This window comes from Arcicella aquatica (assembly GCF_034928825.1).
Lineage (GTDB): Bacteria > Bacteroidota > Bacteroidia > Cytophagales > Spirosomataceae > Arcicella > Arcicella aquatica.
The window spans coordinates 38582-63560 of the sequence record NZ_JAYFUL010000036.1; the positions used below are offsets into that span (position 1 = coordinate 38582).

Sequence of the window (24979 nt, forward strand, 5' to 3'; positions counted from 1 at the left end):
CAACGTTAAGGTTGCATGAATTAGTACTTATATAAATATTGATTATTGTTCAGTAGTTGCTATTTAGCGTTGATTAAGAATCTTTCTGAATCCATAAAAAGTTCTTTCCAACAATCGCATATCTTCAGTAATAATTTCAATAGAGCCTACCATTTCTGTTCTGAAAGGCAATGTTTTATCATAGTTCGTTTTCAGACCCAAAGGCAGTTTAATTTTTACTCGATATTGATTTCCCATCGGTGTAGATTCAATTTCTTGGATTTTACCAGATAAGCTTCCGTATTCTTCAAAGGGATAATTAATTAATTTAATTATTGCTTGTTGACCAAGTTTTACTTTCCCGAAATTCTGAGCTGAAACATTGGCAAAAGCTACGATTGTTTGTTTTTGAGGCAAAACTGCAAATAATGTATCCCCAGCACGAATCATTTGGTTTTCAGTAAGGTTTTTCAAGAAACTCAAAGCACCATCTGAAGGTGCTGTAATTACATAATTCTGTTGCCAGTTTGCTAAAAGATTATCAATATTTTGGATTGATTGTTGAATATTATCCCTGTAGGTTCTAGTTTTTTGAAGGTATTCAAAATCTAATTCTGCCAATTGTTTTTGTCTTTCCGAAAGTGTTAAACTATTTTCTACTAATACTTTAGCATAGTTTTCATTGTCTTTCTTCTTTTGTAAAAAGGTATTTTCGAAGGCTAAAAACTCTAATTTACCATATACTTTATCTTGATAAAGCTTTTTGTCCGCTGCATATTTAATCTCTACATTGTGAAACTCTTCTTGGTTGATTTCAACTTGTCGCTGATTGATAATCACTAGCTTTTTATAATCTGTAATTTGTTGTATTAAGATATTCTTACGTTGCAAGTAAATCGCATCTCCCAAAAGTCGTTCGGATTCATGGTAATTTTTTAGCAGATTATTATACTCTATTTGTAAATCACCAAAGGTGAATGTGTTAGAAGGAAAAGCTACTTTTAAAGAAGTATTTTGTAAATACGATTTTAATTGCTGCGAAAGTGTTTGAAGAATTGGTCGGTTTTCCAAACGAGTAGTATTTTCAATTTCGGCAATAAAATCTCCTTGTCTAACTAATTGATTGGGATTAACCAATAATTTTTGTAATCGCCCCGATACTTTGGGAATTACTTTCAATGGTGGTAATTCAGTCGTAATCATCACACTTCCTTTGATGACTTCAGGATACTTAATATACCACGAAGCAACGATGCCTAAAATCCCTAGAAAAGCAATTATTGTTAAACCATAACGAATAATTAGAGCTGGTCTTTTACTTAAAATCTCATTGACTTCTTCTGAACGTAGTTCCAATTTGGGTTTTGGCAAATCTACTTTTTTCGGTTGTGAGCCGTTCAAGTAGACTATTGGAGGCTCTATGTCTTTAATATTAATTTCCATATTAGGTAGCACAGGTTTTCAACCTGTCTTGGTCTTACTTAAAGATACACAGGTTGGAAACCTGTGCTACTATACTCATTAATTCCCTAATTCTAATTGATTTTTCACTAAGTTGAAATACTCTCCTCGTTTGGTTGTTAGGCTCTCATGCGTACCAATTTCTGTTATTTCTCCATTATGAAGCACTACAATCTGGTCTGCATTTTTAACAGTACTTAATCGGTGTGCTACCACGATAACCGTTCTTCCATGAAAAAACTCATCAAGATTTTCTAAAATCTTCTTTTCATTATTAGCATCAAGTGCATTGGTAGCCTCATCAAAAAACAAGTATTCTGGGTCTTTATAGACAGCTCTAGCAATCAATAAGCGTTGTTTTTGTCCTTGACTTATTCCATTTCCTTCCGAACCTATTTTTGTATTAAAGCCTAAAGGCAAGCTTTCTATAAAGCTTAAAATATTAGCTACGTCACAAGCATGATAGAGTTTTTCAAGATTGGGTTGTTCGTCGCCTAAAGCGATGTTACGAGCAACAGTATCCGAAAAAATAAAACCATCTTGCATTACTACCCCACATTTCCCCCGCCAATCTCTTGCCCTAAAACTATCGAATGGAGCATTGCCGATTTTTATTTCTCCTTTTATGTCATAGAATTTTAATAATAATTTCAGTAGGGTCGTTTTACCACTGCCACTCATACCAACAATAGCCGTTATCTTTCCTTGGGGAATTTCTAAATTAATATTTTTCAAAACAGGCTCATTGCCTGCCCCTGGATAGGTAAAACTTATGTTTTTCAACATAACACTTGCCCCTTTATCTCCAGCATGTTTATACGATAACACTTCATTTTTTTCCTCATCCTGCAATTCATGTATTTCATTCAATCTTTCTAAACTAATTTTAGCACTTTGGGCTGATTGAACGAATTGGATTAGTGATTCTATAGGGGCATTCAGTTGTCCTATGATATATTGTATCGCCAACATTGTCCCCAAAGTTAGTTGCCCATCTACCACTGCTTTGGCTGAGAAAAAAGTGATTAAAATATTTTTCCCTTCATTCAAGAAAAAAGCCCCTGCCTGTTGATACTGATTAAGTGCCAAGCCTTTGGTTTGAAATTGAAACATTCTGGTTTGAATACGCTCCCATTCCCAACGTTTTAGATGTTCGGCATTAGCTAATTTAATTTCTTGCATTCCTTGAATCAACTGCACCAAAGATCCTTGATTTTTAGCAGCCACATCAAACATTTTAAAATCTAATTTTCGCCTTTCTTTCAAAAACAATACTACCCAAAATGCATAGAGAACTGACCCAATCATAAAGATTGAAAAAATGGGTAAACTATACAAAGCCAACACACATCCAAAAATCAAGAGATTGACCAAAGAAAAAAGTGTATTAAGCGCTTGCCCAGTCATAAACTGTTCGATACGACTATGGTCTCCAATCCGTTGCATGATGTCGCCAAACATCTTTGTATCAAAAAATGACATGGGCAACTTCATCAGTTTTATCAGAAAATCAGAAAGAATTGAGAGATTGATACGGATACTGATATGCAATAATATCCAAGAACGGATAAATTCGACTACTGTTCTACTGGCAAACAACATTAATTGTGCCGCCAACATCATATATATAAAGTTAAGATTACGGGTCTGAATACCGACATCTACGATAGACTGCGTGAGGAAAGGGAAAACCAATTGTAAACCACTACCGACCAATAGACCAATGGCTAATTGAAATAATAGTTTTTTATACGACCAAAGATATTTAAGGAGATAACTAAAATCTAAGCCTTGCTTTTTGTCGTCTTCTTGCTCATAGAAAGCAGGTGTTGGTTCTAATAATAAGGCTATACCTACTGGTTGACCATCTTCTTTGGTAGTAGCCCAGTGCTCGCAAAAATCATCTTTAGAGATTTTACGTAAACCTTTGGCAGGGTCTGCCAACAAAACAGCATTTTTGTGTACTTCTACCAAAACTACAAAATGCTGTTGTTGCCAGTGAATAATACAGGGAAACGGGGCATCCTTGATTAGTTTATCAAAAGGAACTTTTACAGCGATGGTTCTAAAGCCTATACCCTCTGCTGCCTCTGCAATACCAAGTAATGAAACTCCTTCCCTACTAAACCCCGAAGCATCTCTCAGCTTTTGAATATTTAGGCTCAGCCCATAATGTTTAGCTATCATGCGTAAACAAGTAGGTCCGCAGTCCATTTGGTCTAGTTGTTGGTAGTAGGGGAATTTGGGCATGGGAAGTAGACAATTTAGAGGTTTTTATAAACTCACTTTCTTAACAATTCATCCAATAGTTGTCGAGTTTTAGGGTCAGAGGGGCGAGGGGCATTGTCATTGATTATTTTACCATCTTTGCCAACAATCATATATCGGGGGATAGATTTGAATTTATGTTCTTGGATGAATTTCGATTCTCCAAAATTTAAAATCTTGAAATTGTTGGGAATTTGGTTAAGCTCTAAACGTTCACTGGCTTTAGCCCATTTTTGAAAATTATCATCCGTAGAAAAAAAGGTAACTTCAAGATTGCTGTCTTTGTAAGTTTGTAAAAGTTGCTTAGAGTATTTCATTTCTTCGATACATGGGCCACACCAACTTGCCCAAAAGTCTATATACAGCACTTTCCCTTTCTTATTTTGGAGTAAATCTTCTATCGAAGTCTGTTGTTTATTTAATGTTTCTAAATGTAAATTTGAAGGTCTGGCATTAGCAATTATATCCTTTTGATATTTTCCTTGAGCCTTTTTGACAAGACTTTTATTGCTGGCAAATGCAGTAAATAAATTTAAGTATTTGTCAATTTCATTACGAAAAAAGTAGTCAATATTACTTAAACCTAAAAATAACATTTGCTCTTTTACTTCAAGACTTAATAATGATGAATTCATAATCAATAAAAAGCTTTCTTTAGGGTCTCTGAAATTATAGGCATCAATCACATTCCATTTAGATTTTGAAGCAAAATATTTTTTTTCAAAGTTATAAATACATTGATTCAAATATTCATCATGGAAAGACTGTTTTCTAAACCTTTCATTAAGTTCATTTGCAGCAGACGTAGAATCAATATCACCAGACATGACTTTTAACTTGAAAAGTAAATTGTCATATTTTTGCTGATAAAAGGTGTGTATCTCTTTAGAAATACACCTATTACTATTTAAAGAATCTAAAAACTGTTGTATATTATCATGAAGAACTTTCATTGATGGAATTAAGTCTTTGCCCATTTGATTTTCGAGGGTTTCTATAAATAATGCTTTATCATGAGCTGTTCTTGCACGATGTTGTGTTACTAATTTAGGGTTATCATAAAAATACTTAAAAGTAACCCTTCGGGTATCGTCTGCCATACCAGTTGTTAAATACGCTCTATCAAATTTTTTATTGATACTGTCTTCAACAGTGAAATCTAAGGGCTTATAATTATAATCTGAATACTTTCTCATGATAGGTTTATTTCTATCAAAACTCATGATGAGAGAGTCTCCTTTATGAACTAAGTAATCCTGAAACTCAAACACACTAAAATATCTACGAATCATTACCCAATTTGAAGTGGTGTAAAAAGTCATCGCCTTTTTTTCTGCAATTTCTTTGAAATAGATTCTCTCCAATTCCAACTCATCACTAAAAAGTAGATATTCAAACCTTCCTGATTCCATAGTTTTTGTCTTGAGACTACTGTTAAATACAGGTTTGTCTATAAATTGAATGTGGACTACTCCCTTGGATATATTTTTAGTAGAATCTTCTAAACTTTTTGCATTTATTTCAATGATGCAAGCCCAAAAGAAAACTAAAGCTAAGAAAAAGAATACATGATATTTCATACTTACATAGAAGCTTAATTATTGTGAAAGAAAAAATCAAAGGTAATTACCTAAAGGCTTATTTTTCAGTGGAGTAACAGTATTCACAATACTCTCGCATATTTCAATAGTACTTTAGTCTATTTTAACTCGTTACAACAAGCATTATCTATGTGAGTAGGATTTAGTAATTTCTATTAACCATAATTTAAAAATAGACTTTGTAAAAAACATTTACTTCATTTTAAACTGATATATCAGTTAATATGTAGCAAGTGTTTTTACAAAGTCTACAGTATCTCAGAAAGTTTATGGCTGAGGGCATTGTCCTCCATTACACCAACTAGCTGAACCACAAGAGCTACAACAATAGTTGGTTCCCCAATCAGCAGCAGCTTGTTTGCAGTCATTAAGTCCTGAACACGGATATGGAGTAGCATTACCAGAACCTCCACCATAATAACATTGTCCACCCTTAACTTTTTTCATCTCAGTTCTTGTCAATGCAAGACCAGAAAATTTTGACATTAAATTGTTCATTTTTCTTTGTTTTTAAAGTTTAAAATTAGACTTATTGTTGATTTGCAAATCCTATATTTGGTGCTATCTGAAAGAGTTTCTCAATATTGGCAATGCCAAATACTGAAGGTATTTCTGCTTTGTTTAAAAAAATAGTTGGAGCAGATACTACATCCGCCAATTCTAACCAGCGTAAATGGAAAGTTACTTGGTGAAAACTGCTTTCTAAATCAGTATTAATTTCAAACTGTTTTTCCCATTTTTGTCTGTCTTGTTTTACATTCTGAAACCACATTTGTGTTGCCTCTTCCATTTGTTCATTCGATAAGCTCAAGATTCCCCCAGCTACTTTTACTTCAATATTATTCGCTTGATTAGAAGTTGAAAAAATGATTTCACATTTAAAATGTGGATTATTATGAACTAATTTTTGTGCTTCATAAAAAGCACGTCCACATGATGCACAAACAGTACTAAGAACTAAAATTATCGTGTTTTCAGCATTTTGATTACCTATTTTTAGTACTTTCATCTCTGGAAATATTGGGGGTAACATTCTTTCTTTACTCAGTATTCCTCTGACAAAATCTGGATTATATTTTATTTTTTGAAGGGTATTATAAACTTCCTCAAATCTCTGAGAGTTTTGTAGTGGTTTTTTTATAAATGTCCACATTGTTATAACCGCTAAAAAGCATATTAACAAATCAGTAAAACCATTAATGAAATGACTATTAAATGCAAATGATATTGGCAATAAGGTAACAAACTCAACCCATAATAAAATTTGAATAGTTAAACATAATACACACCATTCTTTTGCTACAAATGCTTGGTAATAAATAGACCAAATTGTGTATGGAAGAGCTATTACGTTAAGCCATTTAAGTATCTGCAATGTTTCGTTACGATTGTTCGTAAATAACAAAGTGAGCAATCCCCCTCCAAAATAGAATAGTCCTACTTCGGACCAAGTTAACCAGTCAAAAATTTTAGCAGCCTCAGAATTAAGAATACTGCCACAATTGGTTTTACTATTAATTTCACAGACACTTCTTAAAAATGAATTATTATTATCAATACTGTACCAAATCAAGAATGTACCAACAATGACACCTGCTAATTTTTCGATAAAAAATATGTACAAATAAGTTGAATTCTCAAAAGATGAGTCTAAGAAATTAGACCAAACTAAATATCCTAAAATAATCAATAATCCTATAATAATGAATGGCTTACGAGCATTTTCTATAATTTCAAACCTACGATTTTTAGCATATCTTTCTTCTCCTGAATTTTTTTGAGGTTGTATCAATAGTGTAATTCCGTGCCATTTTTGAGAGAAATCAGAAATGCTCTCAATATTGATTCCCATCTTGTCATGATACCATTCAACACTGTTATTTCCGATTTTATGTATTGAAACATAACCTGCACCATTTTCAAAATACGCAATTGCAGGGGTTGGAATTTCTGGCAATTGCTCTGGACTTATTCGAGTTGCCAAATTATCAACTTTTATATCAGCTAGAGTGTCACTTAAAGAAACCAATGTTGGAAAGTCTGGGTGTTGGAGTAATTTATTTTTTAACGTGGTAGAAGTAACATTAACCTTTGCTTGTTTTAAAAGAGATTCTAAAGCGAAAAAGGCATTTTTTTCAGATGGATTAAGGTTCATAGAAAATATAGATTTAGTAATGCTAAAGTCTTATGTTTCAAACTATTAAATTTTATAGATAAATAGTCATTTGAATTGATTAAGATAAATTTACACATACTCCATCCTACTCTCCAATCTGAATTCAGATAATTTTCATCTATTTTCAGATAATCTAAAGATTTTATGAGTTTTACTTGCGAAATTCATTCATCTCTAAGATATTTGACTTAAAATCAATAATTCATCATTCAATTCTACTTTAAAAAATTAATAGTTATGTCCAACCTAGGAAAAAACATTAGAAATCTACGTATGAAAAATCACCTTTCACAAGCAGCTTTAGCTGATTTAATTAACATTCCTTCTCAAAGTAAAATATCATCTTGGGAGAGTGACCAAAGTCTTCCAAATATCGTTGAAGCAAAAAAACTTAGCCAAGTATTGGGCATTTCAATAGAAGATTTATTAAGTAATAATTTTCAATAGCTATTTATTCTTGATATTTCCTCAATAAAAAAATCCCAGTTGTGAGTAGTAAGAACTACAAACAACTGGGATTTTTTATGAAGCTTTAAGTCCCTAGTTTCTATTGATTACAATAGGTACTACTTTCACAGATTTATCTGAGTAAATTCTAATAAAGAATGTACCCGCATTTTGTTGAGATACATCAAACTCTGTTTTATAAATACCATCCGATTTTACCAATTCTTTCGCAGAAACCGTTACGCCTAATAAATTTATCATTTCGGCATAAACATATTTAGGATTTTGTGGCGTTGTATATTCTACTTTAAACGACTGGGGAGCAGGATTTGGATATATTTTGGCTGTTTCCTCTGTATTTACTTCAGCCTCAACTGCAGTTACTGTAAAGGTATATCCCTCCGAAAAAACAGAACAGCCATTGGTGTCAGTCACCTTAGCCATGTACACGCCTGATTTCGTTGGAGTAATGGTATTAGTAACAGCATCTGCAATAATGCTTCCACTAAGGTACCAAACGGGATTCGAACCAGAAGTAAGGCTTAATGCACCCGCTTCCAATTTTACTTGTGGAATAATAGGTGTTATAAGAGTGCCATTCACAGCCGCTGAGGTAGCAGAACAAAAACCATTTTCAGTAACCTTTACAGTATAAGCTCCTGATTTTATCACTGAATACGTCGCTGAGGTAGCTCCAGCAATTGACTGACCATTTAATAACCATTGATAGGTATAATTAGTACCACTGCTTGCGGTTAATAACTTAGCGTCATCTTGACAAATACTAAATGCTGAGGATGGACTAACCGTTACTTTTGGAGCCGCTTGTGTCGTAATTGGTACTTCTATCCTAGTACTTGGACAACCATAAGATTTTACTTTCATATCATACGTATAGTAGTATCCCGTTTTGATAGTAGCGCCGTTGTATAATGAGCCTGTGATGCTTATTACATTAGGAATAGTAAATGGAAAACCTATCATGTCAGCACCAGATACAGTCGAATTAGCATTTAAGTTACTTCTATAAATAGATGCTCCGTTTGTACATTCTTGTGATAATACATACGTACCTGCTGCTGGAATCGCTAAATTTAGCGGTAACACAATTCCTTGGTCGGTCAAATCGTCCACCAACTGATTACTTGAACGGGTTGAGTTGGCTGTTGTACGAGTAGGCGTAACATCAAAACTCACCGAAGAAATTGGTGTCGAGTCTGACTGGCGGTAAATTGTAAAAGTAATTTTACCTGCTGTTCCAATATATACTCTTGCACTTTCAATCACCAAAGGGGTTTGTGTAACAATGATTGGTTCTGGGCCAAACGATTCATAATAACTTCCTCCGCCGTAAACATACTTATCTTTTGGTCCCACAGAACCCGCAATATCATTTACACCAACATATATTTTATCTGTATTGGCTGGTTTAGTAAATGAGCCCGAATTTCCTGTGAACAATAGGTTTCCGCCCGTTAGTGCATCATACCAAAGCAAAGTAGATGTTTCAGTACCTTTAACATTTAAAGTAGTCGCTCCTTCACAGACCGCCGCAATGGCCGTTGTTGGTGTTGCAGATGCCGTAACTTGGCGTACAAATGTTTTTGTATCATTCGTCACATCTTGATCATTAGCCAAGCCTAATTTTACGGCAAAAGTATAATTGCCCCCAACCTTAGCACTGAAAGTACCATCTAACAAAAGTGTCCCATCACTTAAAGTAGCTAATTGATTTTTATAAGTACCTGTCAATACAGCTATTACGCCTGTACCGTCTGATACATTTACAGTTACAGGAATATTTTGTAACGTAGTTGTACCATTATTCCTTAATGAAATGGATACTGAACCTGATGCAGAAGCACAAAAGTTACTCACTTCAGGTGTTATCAAATCTAGGACAGCCACATCTATACTCGGGCGAACAAAATCTATTTTATAGTCTTGCGTAATACCTTTTGCATAAGTTCCGCAACTACTAATACTGGCAGTACCAAGGTCTTCGCCTGTAACTACCCTCATGATAGTACTGTTTCCAATGGTTAAGCCAGATGGCACAGCAATAGTGGCTTTGAAAACACTCGCTCCTACAATATCACCAGAACTTGCAGCTAGTTCTGTAGCTTCTTCAAACGTTCCATTAGCATTCCAGTCAATATAAACACGTACTTTTTTAGTAGTAGTACCTTTTAAACTAATTTCTAAAGGTAAACTCTTAGAAGAAGATGCTTTATATCCTGATGTTACATCTCCTAATTTAATACTTTCAATATTATTCAATGAAGTGGTTGGTACTGAGGCACAGTATTCTGCCCCTCCTATTCCACTCAATATCAAAGCATAATCTTGTGTACTGTTTTTCAGGGTATTCTTATGATTGATAGTTATCGTATAGCTTTTACCGGGAACGGCATCAGCAATCAAAATTTGTTCAACGTTATCTCTGATGTTGTCTCCTTTGGTAGCTAAAGCACTTGGTTGGTCGGGATTAAGAATAAAAGGCAAATAATTATTGGTGCCATCTGAAATCCTGATATCTAAATCGTTAATTAATTTAGGTGTACGATTATTCAAATTCGCAGCAGTTGCGCTCGTTGCTGTTCCTTCTGGGTCTGTCCAACAAATAGTAGCAGTTAAAGCCCCTTTGCCAGAAGCAATAACTTTTTGAGTGTATGAACCTCCATTCGCTAACGTTCTTTCAGAAATATCATACGATTTATCAGCATTCTGAATCACTTTCCCTGCTCTTTCCATGTTTAATAAACCCCAACCATAAATATAGTCTGGACCAACATTCCCTGCATCGTCGGCAGTATGCAATACCAAGCCTTTTAGGGTGGACGACCGCATCAATAAACCATCATTTTTTTGAGCATACAATTCTTGTAACAACAAGATACTTCCAGCAGCCTGTGGTGAAGCCATCGACGTTCCACTTAAAATAGTATAGCTAGTCGCAGAAGCATTTGAGCTTGAAAGTAAGTTAACGCCAACCGCTACAATATCTGGTTTTATTCTACCGTCGTCTGTAGGGCCCCAACTACTAAAAGATGAAATACTAATATCTGATGCCCTTAAAGGTGCTTTGCCACTCGTTCCATTTACAGCACCTACTGTCAAAATATTTTTGGCTGTGCTAGTTGTGGCTAAGATATCATAGCTATCATTTTTACTTCTTACAACCGAGCTTGTATCGCTCGAAGAACCCAAGTAATAATATTCTCCTGCTGTAGGTCCTGTTTCACCCCTATTATTCCCTGCTGATTTTACGATAAGGTAGTATGGTGCGTTATAAGCAACTTTATCCCACGACTGTGTGTTGGTGTCATAAAATCCAAACTTATAGTCTTCCGTTTGGCTAATGCTTGTATTACCATACCATGCCCAACGACTTCTGGTATCATCATAACTCCAGCCTGCTAAAAATCCATAAGAGTGATTAGAAACTAATAAGTCTGCTGCTCCAGCAGTCATTTCAGATACATCACTGGTAAAATCCCAAGCTTTTAAACTTGCGCCAAAAGCCATCCCTTTGGCAAGGGGTGATACTCCTTGGGCAATTAATGTTCCTGCTACGTGCGTAGAGTGTAAGTTCGTTCCTGTTACTTTATCTTGCTGAGTTACCCTAGATGTTAGTTCCTGATGCGTTGCCAATACTCCTCCGCCATCCCAAACACCTAATTTATTTTTTACAGAAGCACTGCTCCCATTCAATGACACTCCTAATGAGCCTCCAGTATACAATTGATCAGTACGCGTAGTAGTTGCTGCTTGTGCATTACTCTCGGTAGCTACGTATAGCGGATGTCCTGTTTCGTCTATTCCGTAAAGTTTAAAGAAACGATTGTTTTTTAAATTTCCATTCAGTTGCCATTTCTTTTCGGTAGCAACTTTAACAGCTTTTTGATAATTATTATCTTGTTGAGTAGAAAACTCAGCCGATAAACTTTGTAGCCTTTTTTGCTGAGAAGTATTATACAATTGTTTCTCTTGAGCAAAAGAAGCAAATCCCCCCAACAAGAGTGTCAGTGTAATCAGTCGTTTCATGCTATGTTTTTTGTTAATGGATAGGGAACGATTTATCGTGTAAGTAAAATGACCTTGAAAAACAACATTTTTTAAGTAAGGATTATGTGATGTTAGACAACCCCAATCTTCCAAGCGTTGCTTCATTGATAAATTATATTTTTACTTATTCCTATAAACCTACGACTATCAAGCAATTAAGGGTTTGTTGATGAAAAATTATAAAATTTGGAAAGTCAAAATACTCTTTTTTATTGTAACCCCAAAGGGCTATAAAAACAAAGCTGTACTAAGAAGCCTCGGTAAGGAGGTTTCTTGGTACAGCTTCACAAATAAAAAAGTCATCAATCCTAGGTTAAACAACTAAGGTTTGATGACTTTCTGTATAGTTTCTCGAATACGCAAGAATGTTGTCTATGCTTCTTTCGGAAGGTTGTTGGAAACTTTTATCTAAACCTGCTTTCACATCAAGCATATCTAAATAAAATTCTAGCATCTCATTATCATGGACAAGTCCGTCCTGGATCATAAGATTTTCCTCTTCCGTTGTTTCTTGATAGACGTAACGGATAACGTCATGCTGCGTAAAGGTTTGTATCATAGCTCGGAGAATGTTTACTCATCATTTTGCGTAGATTTATCAACGCATAACGCATTCTTCCTAGTGCCGTGTTAATGCTTACGCCTGTGGCGTCTGCAATTTCCTGAAAACTCATATCTTCGTAATGACGCATCACTAGCACTTCTCTTTGCGAGTCTGGAAGACGTTTAATCAGGTCTCTTAGATGAGCATGCGACTCATTACGAATTTGCAAATCTTCATAAGAATCTTCTGCAAAATCTAATGTATTAAACACACTGCTACCATCTTCGAATACGACATTTGGATAGCGTTTATCACGACGGAAATAGTCAATCGCCATATTGTGAGCAATTCTGAGCACCCATGGCAAAAATTTTCCTTCATCATTGTATTTTCCTGAACGGAGCACGTCAACAGCTTTAATGAAAGTATCTTGCATTAAATCTTCGGCTACGAAGGTGTCTTTAACAATTAAGTAAATCGTTGTGTAAACTTTGGATTTGTATCGGCGAACAAGAGTTTCAAATGCCTTTTCGTCACTGTTTTTTATATAGCGTGATACAAGCTCGCTGTCGTTAACATGGATTTTTTCCATTTTGATAAATCTATTTAGTTAACGTAAAGCTTTATATCATATTATATCTCCTATATTTTTATTTTAGCGAATTTTGTAAACTCTTTTTAGTAGTTATTCTGAAAGGTTGATTCAAAGATAATTGTTGTAATATTAATTCCAAAAAAAATGCTAAAGTTTTTAAGAGCGTTAACAAATATTAACAACCTGTTTTTCGTTTAGCCATATTTCTTGCATTATGCCCTAAATATATACAAAATATATGCATTGTTTTCTGTTTTTTAGCAAAATTTTATTCTTTTTCTCAAAATCATGCTATCCACCCTGCTCTAGTATTTCTTAAATATTGTTAAAAAATCTTGCCAAATGCGCTTCATCAAAACGCTAAAAAGTCAATCTCTTTCAGAAATAGGCTGTCCTGAACTATCCCTATTTTTTTTTGTGTAAATTGCATAATCAACTAATCAGCATTTTGTATGAAAAAATTCAGCTTCATCACTTTTATATTTTGTACTTTCCTTACTCTTCACATCAAAGCCCAAGACCTTTTCCCAAATGCTAACAAGCGTTGGGTCGATTCTGTTTTCAATACCCTTTCAGTAGATGAAAAAATAGGACAACTTATGATGCCTCGAGGCAATTATAGTTATGATTATGATACTGCACGTTTATATAAAATAGTAAGAGATTATCACGTCGGAGGTTTTGTTTTCTTTAGAAATCGCCCAACGGCACAAGCGTTGATGGTAAACAAGCTACAGGCTATGTCTAAAGTACCTATGTTAATAGGGATGGATTTGGAATGGGGACTTGAAATGCGTTTAGATAGCACAGTGCGTTTTCCATACCAAATGACCTTGGGCGCTATGCAAGGTAACGAGCAATTATTAGAAGAAATGGGCTTGCAGATTGCCCAACAATGTAAGCGAATGGGCGTGCATATTAATTATGCGCCAGTAGTGGATGTTAACAATAATCCTAATAACCCTGTTATTAACTTCCGTTCTTTTGGCGAAAATCGCGAGAAAGTTACTTCAAAGGCTTTGGCTTATATGCGTGGTTTACAAAAAGGTGGTATTATTACTTCTGCGAAGCACTTTCCGGGGCATGGCGATACAGGGGTGGATTCTCACACAGACTTACCCGTAATTCCCCATAACAAAGCCCGACTAGATTCTTTAGAACTTTTCCCGTACCGTGCATTAATCGAAAATGGTTTACAAGGTGTGATGGTTGCTCATTTAAGCATTCCTTCGCTGGATACTACCAAAAATTTAGCTTCTACTTTATCAAAAAACATTGTTACTGATTTATTAAGAAAAGATTTAGGCTTTAAAGGATTGGTTTTTACAGATGCGATGGATATGCAAGGGGCCGTAAAATTCTTTCCAGAAGGTACTGCCAATGTAAAAGCTATTTTGGCAGGTAACGATGTGTTAGAAACTTTTATTGATGTGCCTGCGGCTTTCAATGCAATTAAAAAAGCCTTGGTAAAAGGAGAAATCTCGCAAGCGGATATTGATTTAAGGGTAAAAAGAATCTTGACGGCCAAAGCTTGGGCTGGTTTGGATAAATACCAACCTATTGAGCTTAAAAACTTGGTTGCTGATTTGAACCCTAAAAAATCAGAGGTATTAAACCGTCAGTTAGCAGAAGAAACTATTACATTGTTGAAAAATGACGAGAATATTATTCCACTCAGAAACTTAGACACGTTAAAAATTGCATCCCTGAATATTGGGAATCCTACTTTCGGGAGTAAGAAACCGACTGATTTTCAAAAAATGCTTTCCAACTATACAGATGTTCAGCATTTTAATTTAGATGAAAACTCAAGTAATGAAGCCATTCAAGCTGTTAGAGATTCTTTGAAAAACTATAATTTGGTATTGATGGCTATCAATGGGCAATCGGTTCGTCCTGCCAAAAACTATAGTATTCATCCTAAAATACAGGAATTGGTAAAGGAGTTTGCCAATTCGCCTAAAACCATTGTTTCGCTTTTCTCAAATGCTTATACTTTATCCAAATTTGAAAACCTTGATAAAGCCAAAGCCTTAATGATTACCTATCAGGAAAGTCCACAAATGCACGAGTCTGTAGCAATCGCTGAATTGATTTTTGGTGCCATTGGTGCTAAAGGCAAATTGCCAGTAGGTGTAAGCATGGCGTTCAGGTATAATGATGGTATTAAAACGGAAGCACTCAAGCGTTTTCAGTATGCTGTGCCAGAAGCAGTAGGCATTGATACGAAATTCTTAACAAGCAAGGTAGATTCTATTATTAATGAAGCTATCAGACAAAAAGCAACACCCGGAGGCGTAGTATTTGTGGCAAAAAATGGAAAAGTAATTTTGCACAAAGCCTACGGAAACCAAATTTATGGTGGTGCAGCAGTTACAACCAACGATTTATACGATTTAGCTTCTATTACCAAAATCAGTACGTCTGTGCCTTCGATGATGAAAATGGAAGACGAAGGGAAATTTACGTTGAATACTACCATGGGTGAGTTGATTCCAGAATGGGCGAGTTCGAACAAAGCTCCTTTGATTTATAAAGATGTCTTTACGCATCAGGCACGTTTAAAAGCATGGATTCCTTTTTGGATGGACTGTCTGGATTCTACCAAAATGGTATTAGCCAGTAAGATTTATAAAGAAAAATATGCTGATAAATACGCTATTACTTTCTGGGATAAATTGTTCCGTCGTAAAAAGGCGTTAGCTAGAATGTGCCAAATTATCCAAACCGATAAGGCACTTTGGAAAGATTGTATCAATTTAGTAAAAGACCCAACCATTTGGAAACCAAAGACGTTCTCTTACACCAAATCGGGCGATTATTCTGTACAAGTAGCCGATAATTTGTGGTTGCATAAAGACTACAACAAAACAATTTATAAAGCCATTGAGGATTCGCCGCTGAGAGAGAAAAAGGAATACGTTTATTCAGATTTATCTTATTATATGTATCCAAAAATTATTCCTCGCCTTACGGGAAAAGATTTTGAATCATTCTTGAAAGATACTTTCTATAAACCTTTGGGGGCTACTACGCTGACTTATAATGCGCGTGAACATTTTCCATTGTCGAGAATTGTTCCTTCTGAATATGATTCACTGTACCGCAAAACGCTTATTCATGGACGTGTACACGACGAAGGGGCTTCTATGTTAAATGGTATTTCTGGACACGCAGGGCTTTTTGGTACAGCACAAGATTTGGCTAAATTGATGCAGATGTATCTTCAAAATGGATATTATGGAGGCAAACAATTTATCAAAGAATCTACCATGAAAGAATGGACGGCTTATCCTTTTTCAATAGAAGAAAATAGTAGGAGAGGAGTAGGTTTTGATAAACCCGACCGCAAACGTGCTGGTATAAGTGCGGCAGCCAGTGCTAGTGCGGCTAGTTTTGGGCACTCTGGCTTTACAGGTACCTATACTTGGGTAGACCCTGAACATCAATTGGTATATGTTTTCCTTTGTAATAGAGTGTATCCAACCAGAAACAATTCTAAACTTTCTGATTTGAATGTACGCACAAATATCAACGAAGCGATTTATCAGGCGATTAAGAGAGGGATATAACTTTAGTGATTAGTGATTAGTGATTAGTGATTAGTGATTAGTGATTAGTGATTAGTGATTAGTGATTAGTGTGAAATCGGACTTATCAAAAATAGGTTCCAGACGTTTAAACTTTTTCTCTGTCTTTGATAAATTTCTAATCACAAATTACTAATCACCAATCACTCCAACTGACTACAGCTTCATCAAAATATCTTTAATTTCTGCTCTTTTCTGATAGTTTTCGTCGAAGTGAACGAATTCTATTTTACCATCCTTGCCAATTACATAAGTGGCAGGTACTGGCAACATCCAATCTCCTTGTTGTTTTTGCAAATCTAAACCATAGCCTTTATACTTAGTTTGTAACTCGGGCGACATCTCATACGCTACCTTCCACTGTTTCATGATTGCTCTGTCTTTATCATAAATAATCGAAAAGGTGGCTTTCGTTTTTTCAACGGCTTTGCTGATAGATTCTTCTGGTTCGGGCGTTATAGCCACTACCGTAGCATTTTTGGCAGAAAAATTGGGTAAGGCTTCTTCAATCTGACTCATGTATTTATTACAATACGGACACCAAGCTCCGCGATAGAACATCACGACTACCTTTTCTTTTTTTGTTAATTCTTTTAAACTAACGATATTTCCTGCATGATCTTTCGCTGTAAAATCGGGGGCTTTATCCCCAATTTTTAATGCTGTTGGGCCATCTTGAGCAAAAACTGATAATACACTGATTGTTAGCAGAATTGTTAATAACTTTTTCATTTATTCTGTTGATTTTAGTTAAATTTTAGCCACAAATTTCAAAGATTTTACTTTCTTGGAAGGTAAGCATGCCGACATTTACAAAAATGTTTTTACAATCCATTTTTAAGCAGTATTTTTACCCATAAATTATCACATTGTTGATAAATTTATAACAATTTGTTGATTTTCTTTAACAGAACCAACCATGTACGGCATTTTAACCCGTGCAATCTTCTAATAAAATGGCAACAGCAACTTTCACGCTCGAAAGAGATACCGAAATTTTCAACTTGATTAATCAAGAAGCTCACCGTCAGGAGTACGGTATCGAATTGATTGCTTCAGAAAACTTTACTTCAAAGCAAGTAATGGAAGCGCAAGGCTCAGTTTTGACAAACAAGTATGCAGAAGGACTACCAGGGAAACGCTATTATGGCGGTTGCGAGGTAGTTGATCAAGTAGAAACAATTGCAATCGAGCGTGCTAAAGCATTGTTCGGTGCCACTTGGGCAAACGTTCAACCGCACTCTGGTGCACAAGCAAACGCTGCGGTTTTCTTATCTTTCTTGAATCCAGGCGATAAAATTTTAGGTTTCAACCTTTCACATGGGGGTCACCTTTCGCATGGTTCTCCAGTAAACTTCTCTGGAAAATATTTCCAAGCATTTTTCTACGGTGTAGAACAAGAAACAGGTTTGATTGATTGGGATAAAGTAGAAGCTACTGCTTTGAAAGAACAACCAAAATTGATTATCTGTGGTGCTTCGGCTTACTCTCGTGATTGGGATTATGTACGCTTACGTGCTATTGCAGACCAAGTAGGTGCTATTTTATTAGCAGATATTTCTCACCCATCGGCTTTGATTGCTAAAGGTTTATTGAACAACCCAATGCAACACTGCCATATCGTAACGACAACTACACACAAGACGTTAAGAGGTCCTCGTGGTGGTTTGATTATGATGGGTCAAGATTTTGAAAACCCATTCGGTTTAAAAACATTGAAAGGCGAATTGAAAACAATGTCAGCTTTATTAGATGGCGGTGTTTTCCCAGGTACACAAGGCGGTCCATTAGAACACGTAATCGCTGCTAAAGCCATTGCTTTCGGAGAAGCCCTTACAGACGATTTCCAAATTTATGCTGAACAATTGCAGAAAAATGCCAAAGTAATGGCACAAGCATTTGTTGATAAAGGATATAAAATTATTTCTGGCGGTACAGATAACCATTTAATGCTTATCGACTTACGTCCAAAAGGATTGACAGGTAAATTGGCTGAAAACACGTTGATTAAAGCTGATATTACTATCAACAAAAACATGGTTCCATTTGATGACAAATCTCCATTTGTTACATCAGGGATGCGTGTTGGTACTGCGGCGATGACTACTCGTGGTATGAAAGAAGCAGAAATGTTACATATCGTAGAATTAATCGATAGCGTATTGATGAACCACGATAACGATACATATTTAGGTTCAGTGAAAACAGAAGTAAACAAATGGATGGAAGCATTTCCATTATATGTTTAATCGTTTTTGATTGTTGACCAAAACAAAACCCTGATAATTCTCTTGATTATCAGGGTTTGTTTTTTATACGTCTTGTGTTTCTTTTTAAGTTAGTTGGGGGACAACCTATTTCAGGACGGGACAATTTAAATTTACAAGCCTGATACTTTAAGTGTCGTGCTTTTTCTTTTAAACGAATTTGTGTTTCTGACGGACTTTCATCAAAGCGTGTAATACTTTTAAGAATCTGTCCGACCCGTCAGGTGACTGTTTAAAAGCATATTAATACTGTCTAAGTCAGTACGAATAATTAGCCGACAAAGGTAAAACTTCTTTAAACAGAGATTAATCTCCTTTAAAACTGGATTGTTGCTTGTCGGACAAGGTGTAAAAACTGTTTAAAGCAGTATAGATTGCTTTAAAACGGATTCACGAGTTGTCGGGCATTAAAATTCTTTTGATACTAAATAACTCTTCTAATTTACTAACTGATCAAATAACTATAATGAATTAACAGATTTTACCGCTTAATAAAATTTTGAGTAAAACTTTAGGAATTACAAAATAAATTATTAGATTTATTGGTAGAAGTGCTGTCAAATTTTAGCAATACAAAAGTACTACAAAAAATTGTACGACAAGATGAGTTTAACGAAAAATCAACAAAGTACCAAACAATACAAAAAGTACGACAAAACTTTAGCATATTACAGAGTTGGTGGCAAGCGTAAAAACCCACCCCTAAGAGATTAACTCTCTCATTTTGACTTTGAAAAAAATAAATAGAGCAAATGAATCTAATACGTATATTCTCCAAAAACAAAGAAACTAATTATTTCAACAAAGGCATAAGCGACGATTTTAAGGTCAAGATAAAAGCGGCTCAACAGAATACGAAAGCATTAGATTGTAGTAACCAGGATATTTCAGATATTCGTTTTTTACTAAATTTTCCTGAGTTAGAATTCTTAAATCTTGACAATAATTCAATCTCTGATATTTCGGTATTAAAAAATTTAAAGGCGTTAAAAACCCTTTCTTTAATTAACAATAAAATAGTTGATATTTCACCACTTGAAGACTTAAATAACCTTCAAATACTATCTCTTGAAAAAAATTTAATAAAAGACATTTCTCCATTAAGAGATTTAATTATGGGCGGTGTTCCTATAAAGTTAGTTTCCAATATCCACCGTAAAGGAATACACCTATTTGACAATCCTATCAATAATCCCCCGATTGATATAGTTAATAGAGGTAATAATTCTATTGTTCAATTTTGGGTTGAGAAAAAAATACAGGGTGTTGAGAAAATATATGAAGCCAAACTTCTTATTGTAGGCGAGGGCGGGGTTGGTAAAACGTCATTATCGCACAAAATAAAGGATATAAATTCGATTTTGCCAGCTTCTGACTTGACCACCAGAGGCATTGATATAGAGCCTTTCTTATTTGATTTTAGAGAAAATGATGAAACAAAAAAATTTAGAATGAATATTTGGGATTTTGGAGGACAACAAATATACCATTCTACACATCAGTTCTTCTTAACAAAAAAATCTCTTTATATTTTATTGATGGATACAAGAACTGAAAATCATAATTTTGATTATTGGCTTCAAACAATTGAATTATTTTCAGAAAGTAGTCCTGTCATTATTTTACAAAACATTCATCAAGGTAGAAATATTCAGTTTGATGAGCGAGGAATAAAAAGTAGATTCACAAATTTAATAGATTTTTGTAGTGTTGATTTAAAGAATGACAAAACTAACACAGAAAAGCTAATTAAAAATATTCAATTTCAAATCCAAAATTTAAAGCACGTAGGAGAAGAATTACCAAAACAATGGGTAAAAATAAGAAGAGTAATAGAAAATGAATCAAAAGTTAAAAACTATATAAGCAAAGAACATTTTTTTGAGATATGCAAAAACAATTCTATAAAAGAACGTGAAAGGCAGTTATTTCTAAGCCAATATTTACATGACTTGGGCGTAATACTTCATTTTCAGAATGAAGAAGGCTTAGACAATCTTGTTGTTTTAAATAATCTTTGGGCTACTGATGCCGTTTATCGAGTATTGGATTACTTAAATACTAAAAATAGTGGCGAGTTCAATCAGACAGATTGGATAAAAATATGGAATGATTCAATTTATATTGATAAACATACTGAATTGGTAGCGTTAATGAAAAAATTTGAACTTTGCTATCAAATTGAAAAATCTAAAAGATATATAGTACCAAAATGTTTACCAAAAAATGAACCTGACTTAATTGAAAATGGAATAATCATTGCCCCTATTGAAAAACAAATTTCAATTAAATATGATTATGATTTTATGCCAAAAGGTATTATTCCTCGTTTTATTGTAAGAATGCACCATCGTATAAAATCACAAAATTTAGTTTGGGCGACAGGTGTAGTGTTAGAAGATAGAAATACTATTGCAATTATTAAAGAATTGTATGCAGAAAGAATAATTAATATAACAGTTTGGGGTGCAGAAACACAATTATTAATAAGCAAAATAATAGACAGTTTAGATGCCATTCACAATAGTTTTAACAGTAACGTTAGAGTAAAAAAACTTATTCCTTGTAATTGTATAATCTGTGCCAAGCAAACTGACAAGCATTTTTTCGATTATTTGACATTATTAAAAGCAAGAGAATTATCAAAAGAAATTCAATGCCAAATTAGTTTCGACAATATTAACCCAAATTTACTGTTAGACACCACTTTTAAACAACCCAAAAAAATGAAAAAAATATTTTTCTCATATTCCCATAAAGATGAGGCTCTGAAAGAGTTAATTGACGATTCATTAATTTCCTTAAAACGTTCAAAAAAAATTAAATCATGGAATGACCGAAAAATACAAGCTGGCATGGATTGGGACAATACTATCAAAACCCAATTAGAAGAAGCAGATATTATTTTACTTTTGGTTAGTGCTAATTTTAACAAATCAGACTACATTTGGAATGTTGAGTTAGAAAATGCAATTAAAAGGCACAATAAAAAAGAATGTGTCGTGATTCCAATTTTTGCAAGAGAATGTGATTTTAAAGACACACCCTACGCAAAAATACAAGGCTTACCACGAGATGCCAAATTTATTTTTAATGCCCCAGAAAAAGAGCAGGACAAATTATGTGTTGAAGTTGCAAACGGTATAAGAAGCGTAATTGATAACTAAACGGGCAAAAAACGCCTGCCACCAATAACTAAGCCTTCGTCGTGGCTGCAAGCCATGCGATGAAGGCTTAGTTGAACTTAATCTCTGGTAGCGGGCGGCTTAGTTAATTTCTTTTATGGAGTTGTCGTTCGACTTGAAGATATTGGGAAGAGCAGGTTTTGCCTGCTTTTTTTTTGGGGGGGGGGAGAGGATTTAAAGAGTTGTTCCCGATTTATTAGACACACAAATTCCGATACGGTGATAAATTAAGGTTTGACGCAATGAAAATATTCAACCTAAATTCTAATATTCCCCATTATTAGTTAATAAATCGGAAGCTCTTATAAGATTCAAAAATGACAACAAAAAGAATGTTGAATATTTTTTAAGTGCTAAATCTAAACGAAGCATTGATTCATTTATTAATGAAGTTTTACTGAATTCTGGTTTTTTAAATGAACACTACAAATACTTAAAAGAGATTACGAATTATTGTAGAGAAGAATTGAATAGGGAATTTCAGCAAGACGAACTCTCAAAAGGGCTCAGATATGCTGTTTCTAAAGGAGTCCTAAAATCAATGAAAAGACCTATTTTATTAAATGATGGAAGTTTAGGGAGTAGGATGGTGGATGTGTATTTTAAATAGTGGTCACATATTAATTATGAAAAGCTAATAATTGCTTTGTTTATAACAATTAATTATTTTTAGAAAAAAAAACGCTAACATGCGTTATTTACGAGTTACCAGCAATGTTGTAGACATGAGAAAAAATCAAAACAATAAAAATGGTTAATAAATGATAAACGTAATACATTCAATCAAAGCAGGTATGACAGTCTATAAGGTTGTACAACTTCTTATCAATGACGCATATGATGAACTTGGCAGTGTATACATTAATATGGCTGATTCACATTTTAAGTCTGCTGAACAATCATTTAAGGCTTATTACAACAGCAATGACCCCAATACTGAAATTAGACTTGGGATTAATCATTTGAGAGACTCCTACAACATATATTATACAGCAATTAGAAGGTCTGTTGAAAAGCGGTTATTAATTTTTTGGACATATAATGATTTCCCCTACAGAGAAAATAAAACAACATTATTAGTGACTAACATTGCTGCAATGATTTCTCTATTTTACAAAGAACTTGGCGAATTTGAAAATGCAAAAGCATGGAAAATAAAAGCATTAGATAGTTTTGAATATTATAGTGAATTTTACAAACCTGATATGAATGAATTAAAGGCAATTAACTCAGCGTATGTAATAGAAAGAAAATCCGAATCATCCTCGACAGGAATTAGAACAATATATTTAGAGATAACAGATATAGGAAAGCAATTTGTAACGAAACGTCTAAATACCCAAAAGGATGATATAGATAAATTGTTAAGTTTATAGGAGAAAAGAACCGTTTAAGTAGGAAATCAATAAGTCTACAACATAGGCTTACGACCATGCCGCCGAATAGTCAGCCATTAAACCCAACACACGACAGCATAATCACGACAATTTGTAAAGTCAGGGTTGAACTGTTCGCTGACCATCTTTTGATTGGACTTATTAGTAATTCAAATAATTAGTACTTCGTTGGCAATTTTGTGCGGGCGGACAATCCTTCGCTGACTTTTATTGAAAAAACTAGTGCAGACAGACAATCAACTAACACGACTGAAAACGATTAATGGAAATACTATTTGATAAAGTGTTATTAACACTGTTCATTTGACTTGTTTTAAGCCCTATCATAATTGCTTGGCGACTAAACAGACTTAAAATTCGTTACATTTTTATCATCTATTTGACAGTTAGTATTTCGGCAACAGCAGTTATTGCTTTAACTTTTGGTTGGTGGACAGACATTTCAAACAAATTCCTCAAACTAGTCGTAGGTTGTTTCCTACGACGCAAAATGTTAAAGAGCGTCACGCTCGTGCAATGTATCAGGGATAAATATTCTTTTTACCTTGCAACATTTTAATATATTCAATAAGCCCTTTCGAGTGTGATGTTCTTCCTTGTTTTAGGTCTTAGGCTCGCATAAGACTAGTTCGGTAGTGAAGGGCGATGGTGGCAACATGGCGAGCGTAATTCTCAAAGGGACTTTTACTTCTACCTAAAATAGAAATATTATGCTCGAAACGATAAAGAAGAGCTTCAAAATCAGCAACTTCTACTTTAGCACGATGAATGATTTTATCAACTCGTAATTCATCAACATTCTTTTTTTGTCATCTTAAAAATAGTTTGTAATTTATGCAAAGATAGAACCTTGAGAAGCAAAAGCTACCTGAGGTTTAGTTCAACATTAGGTTTGACGTTAATGGGCACGGAAACCACCTGGCGGAGTAAACGAGAATTGATTAAAAAACTCATCAAAGAAAATCTGCCAGACATCACCGACACTGGAGAAATTCAACAAGAATTTGATGATTATTGAAGCGAAGAACAGAAAAAGGCTTTTGCCGACATCGTAGCTGAAGAAAACCTATTCGCACCCAAGACCGAAAAACTCATCGAAGACTATCTTATTGCGGAAAGAGAACCGCTATGAGATGAGATTATAGAATTCATTGACGGAGACAAACCAAGCCTACTACAACGCAAGAAATTAGGAGACAGAATTTTATAACGTATTCTGGATTTTGTGGAGACGTTTATTAATGGGATGGTGGGGTAAGAGAAAGCTATTTGTAAAATACAGAAGAGGCTGTCCCAAAAGGATAGCCTCTTTTTAATGGTCAATTTTATAGAACGCTATAATTTTCCATTCCTAATTTTCTAAAGTCGAATTTGAAGAATTCTAAATATTTTAATAGACTT

Annotated in this window: 14 protein-coding genes; 5 read left to right on the plus strand and 9 right to left on the minus strand. The window is 34.5% G+C overall.

All coding sequences use genetic code 11. From position 1 onward, the window contains the following. Positions 1–63: 63 nt before the first annotated feature. The 5 genes from VB264_RS18280 to VB264_RS18300 form a co-directional block, all read right to left on the minus strand. Complete coding sequence (locus VB264_RS18280) at positions 64–1422, minus strand: HlyD family secretion protein (RefSeq protein ID WP_323251639.1); 1359 nt, start codon at positions 1420–1422, stop codon at positions 64–66. A gap of 78 nt (positions 1423–1500) precedes the next feature. Beyond that, entirely contained in the window at positions 1501–3690 is a 2190-nt protein-coding gene (locus VB264_RS18285; RefSeq protein WP_323251641.1) for a peptidase domain-containing ABC transporter, read from the minus strand. Positions 3691–3722: 32 nt separating this feature from the next. Next, positions 3723–5288 (minus strand): TlpA family protein disulfide reductase, encoded by a 1566-nt coding sequence (locus VB264_RS18290; RefSeq protein WP_323251643.1) that lies wholly within the window; start codon positions 5286–5288, stop codon positions 3723–3725. A gap of 288 nt (positions 5289–5576) precedes the next feature. After that, positions 5577–5807 carry a hypothetical protein gene (locus tag VB264_RS18295; protein ID WP_323251645.1) on the minus strand — a complete coding sequence of 77 codons (231 nt, stop codon included), beginning with the start codon at positions 5805–5807 and terminating at the stop codon, positions 5577–5579. Between the two features lie 31 nt (positions 5808–5838). Next, complete coding sequence (locus tag VB264_RS18300; RefSeq protein WP_323251647.1) at positions 5839–7464, minus strand: vitamin K epoxide reductase family protein; 1626 nt, start codon at positions 7462–7464, stop codon at positions 5839–5841. Between the two features lie 258 nt (positions 7465–7722). Between VB264_RS18300 and VB264_RS18305 the strand changes: the two genes are divergently transcribed. Further along, on the plus strand, positions 7723–7932 hold the full coding sequence (locus VB264_RS18305) for a helix-turn-helix transcriptional regulator (protein ID WP_323251649.1): 210 nt from the start codon (positions 7723–7725) through the stop codon (positions 7930–7932). A 93-nt stretch (positions 7933–8025) separates the two neighbouring features. On the opposite strand, the gene VB264_RS18310 is transcribed toward VB264_RS18305, so the two are convergent. The 3 genes from VB264_RS18310 to VB264_RS18320 form a co-directional block, all read right to left on the minus strand. Then, positions 8026–11979: a S8 family serine peptidase gene (locus VB264_RS18310; RefSeq protein WP_323251651.1), complete on the minus strand. Its 3954-nt coding sequence runs from the start codon at positions 11977–11979 to the stop codon at positions 8026–8028. Between the two features lie 334 nt (positions 11980–12313). Next, positions 12314–12559 carry a hypothetical protein gene (locus VB264_RS18315; protein ID WP_323251653.1) on the minus strand — a complete coding sequence of 82 codons (246 nt, stop codon included), beginning with the start codon at positions 12557–12559 and terminating at the stop codon, positions 12314–12316. Continuing rightward, positions 12534–13136, minus strand: a complete 603-nt coding sequence (locus VB264_RS18320) for an RNA polymerase sigma factor (protein WP_309921688.1) — start codon at positions 13134–13136, stop codon at positions 12534–12536. Before VB264_RS18320 ends, VB264_RS18315 begins: the two co-directional genes overlap by 26 nt. Positions 13137–13591: 455 nt before the next feature. Here VB264_RS18320 and VB264_RS18325 point away from each other — a divergent pair, with 455 nt between their 5' ends. Next, on the plus strand, positions 13592–16711 hold the full coding sequence (locus VB264_RS18325) for a glycoside hydrolase family 3 N-terminal domain-containing protein (RefSeq protein WP_323251655.1): 3120 nt from the start codon (positions 13592–13594) through the stop codon (positions 16709–16711). Between the two features lie 174 nt (positions 16712–16885). Here the strand turns inward: VB264_RS18325 and VB264_RS18330 are convergent, their stop codons facing one another. Continuing rightward, complete coding sequence (locus VB264_RS18330) at positions 16886–17461, minus strand: peroxiredoxin-like family protein (RefSeq protein ID WP_323251657.1); 576 nt, start codon at positions 17459–17461, stop codon at positions 16886–16888. A gap of 224 nt (positions 17462–17685) precedes the next feature. Between VB264_RS18330 and VB264_RS18335 the strand changes: the two genes are divergently transcribed. The 3 genes from VB264_RS18335 to VB264_RS18345 all read left to right on the plus strand — a co-directional run bounded on the left by VB264_RS18335 (position 17686) and on the right by VB264_RS18345 (position 23557). Then, positions 17686–18978 (plus strand): serine hydroxymethyltransferase, encoded by a 1293-nt coding sequence (locus tag VB264_RS18335; protein WP_184131041.1) that lies wholly within the window; start codon positions 17686–17688, stop codon positions 18976–18978. Positions 18979–19748: 770 nt separating this feature from the next. Further along, positions 19749–22163 (plus strand): COR domain-containing protein, encoded by a 2415-nt coding sequence (locus tag VB264_RS18340; protein WP_323251660.1) that lies wholly within the window; start codon positions 19749–19751, stop codon positions 22161–22163. 779 nt (positions 22164–22942) lie between these two features. Further along, positions 22943–23557 (plus strand): hypothetical protein, encoded by a 615-nt coding sequence (locus tag VB264_RS18345; RefSeq protein WP_323251662.1) that lies wholly within the window; start codon positions 22943–22945, stop codon positions 23555–23557. Positions 23558–24979 lie beyond the last annotated feature (1422 nt).

Bases quoted from the DNA above. Each gene is read 5' to 3' on its own strand.
- VB264_RS18280 (WP_323251639.1), bottom strand. From the start codon at position 1,422: ATGGAAATTAATATTAAAGACATAGAGCCTCCAATAGTCTACTTGAAC.
- VB264_RS18285 (WP_323251641.1), bottom strand. From the start codon at position 3,690: ATGCCCAAATTCCCCTACTACCAACAACTAGACCAAATGGACTGCGGA.
- VB264_RS18290 (WP_323251643.1), bottom strand. From the start codon at position 5,288: ATGAAATATCATGTATTCTTTTTCTTAGCTTTAGTTTTCTTTTGGGCT.
- VB264_RS18295 (WP_323251645.1), bottom strand. From the start codon at position 5,807: ATGAACAATTTAATGTCAAAATTTTCTGGTCTTGCATTGACAAGAACT.
- VB264_RS18300 (WP_323251647.1), bottom strand. From the start codon at position 7,464: ATGAACCTTAATCCATCTGAAAAAAATGCCTTTTTCGCTTTAGAATCT.
- VB264_RS18305 (WP_323251649.1), top strand. From the start codon at position 7,723: ATGTCCAACCTAGGAAAAAACATTAGAAATCTACGTATGAAAAATCAC.
- VB264_RS18310 (WP_323251651.1), bottom strand. From the start codon at position 11,979: ATGAAACGACTGATTACACTGACACTCTTGTTGGGGGGATTTGCTTCT.
- VB264_RS18315 (WP_323251653.1), bottom strand. From the start codon at position 12,559: ATGATACAAACCTTTACGCAGCATGACGTTATCCGTTACGTCTATCAA.
- VB264_RS18320 (WP_309921688.1), bottom strand. From the start codon at position 13,136: ATGGAAAAAATCCATGTTAACGACAGCGAGCTTGTATCACGCTATATA.
- VB264_RS18325 (WP_323251655.1), top strand. From the start codon at position 13,592: ATGAAAAAATTCAGCTTCATCACTTTTATATTTTGTACTTTCCTTACT.
- VB264_RS18330 (WP_323251657.1), bottom strand. From the start codon at position 17,461: ATGAAAAAGTTATTAACAATTCTGCTAACAATCAGTGTATTATCAGTT.
- VB264_RS18335 (WP_184131041.1), top strand. From the start codon at position 17,686: ATGGCAACAGCAACTTTCACGCTCGAAAGAGATACCGAAATTTTCAAC.
- VB264_RS18340 (WP_323251660.1), top strand. From the start codon at position 19,749: ATGAATCTAATACGTATATTCTCCAAAAACAAAGAAACTAATTATTTC.
- VB264_RS18345 (WP_323251662.1), top strand. From the start codon at position 22,943: ATGATAAACGTAATACATTCAATCAAAGCAGGTATGACAGTCTATAAG.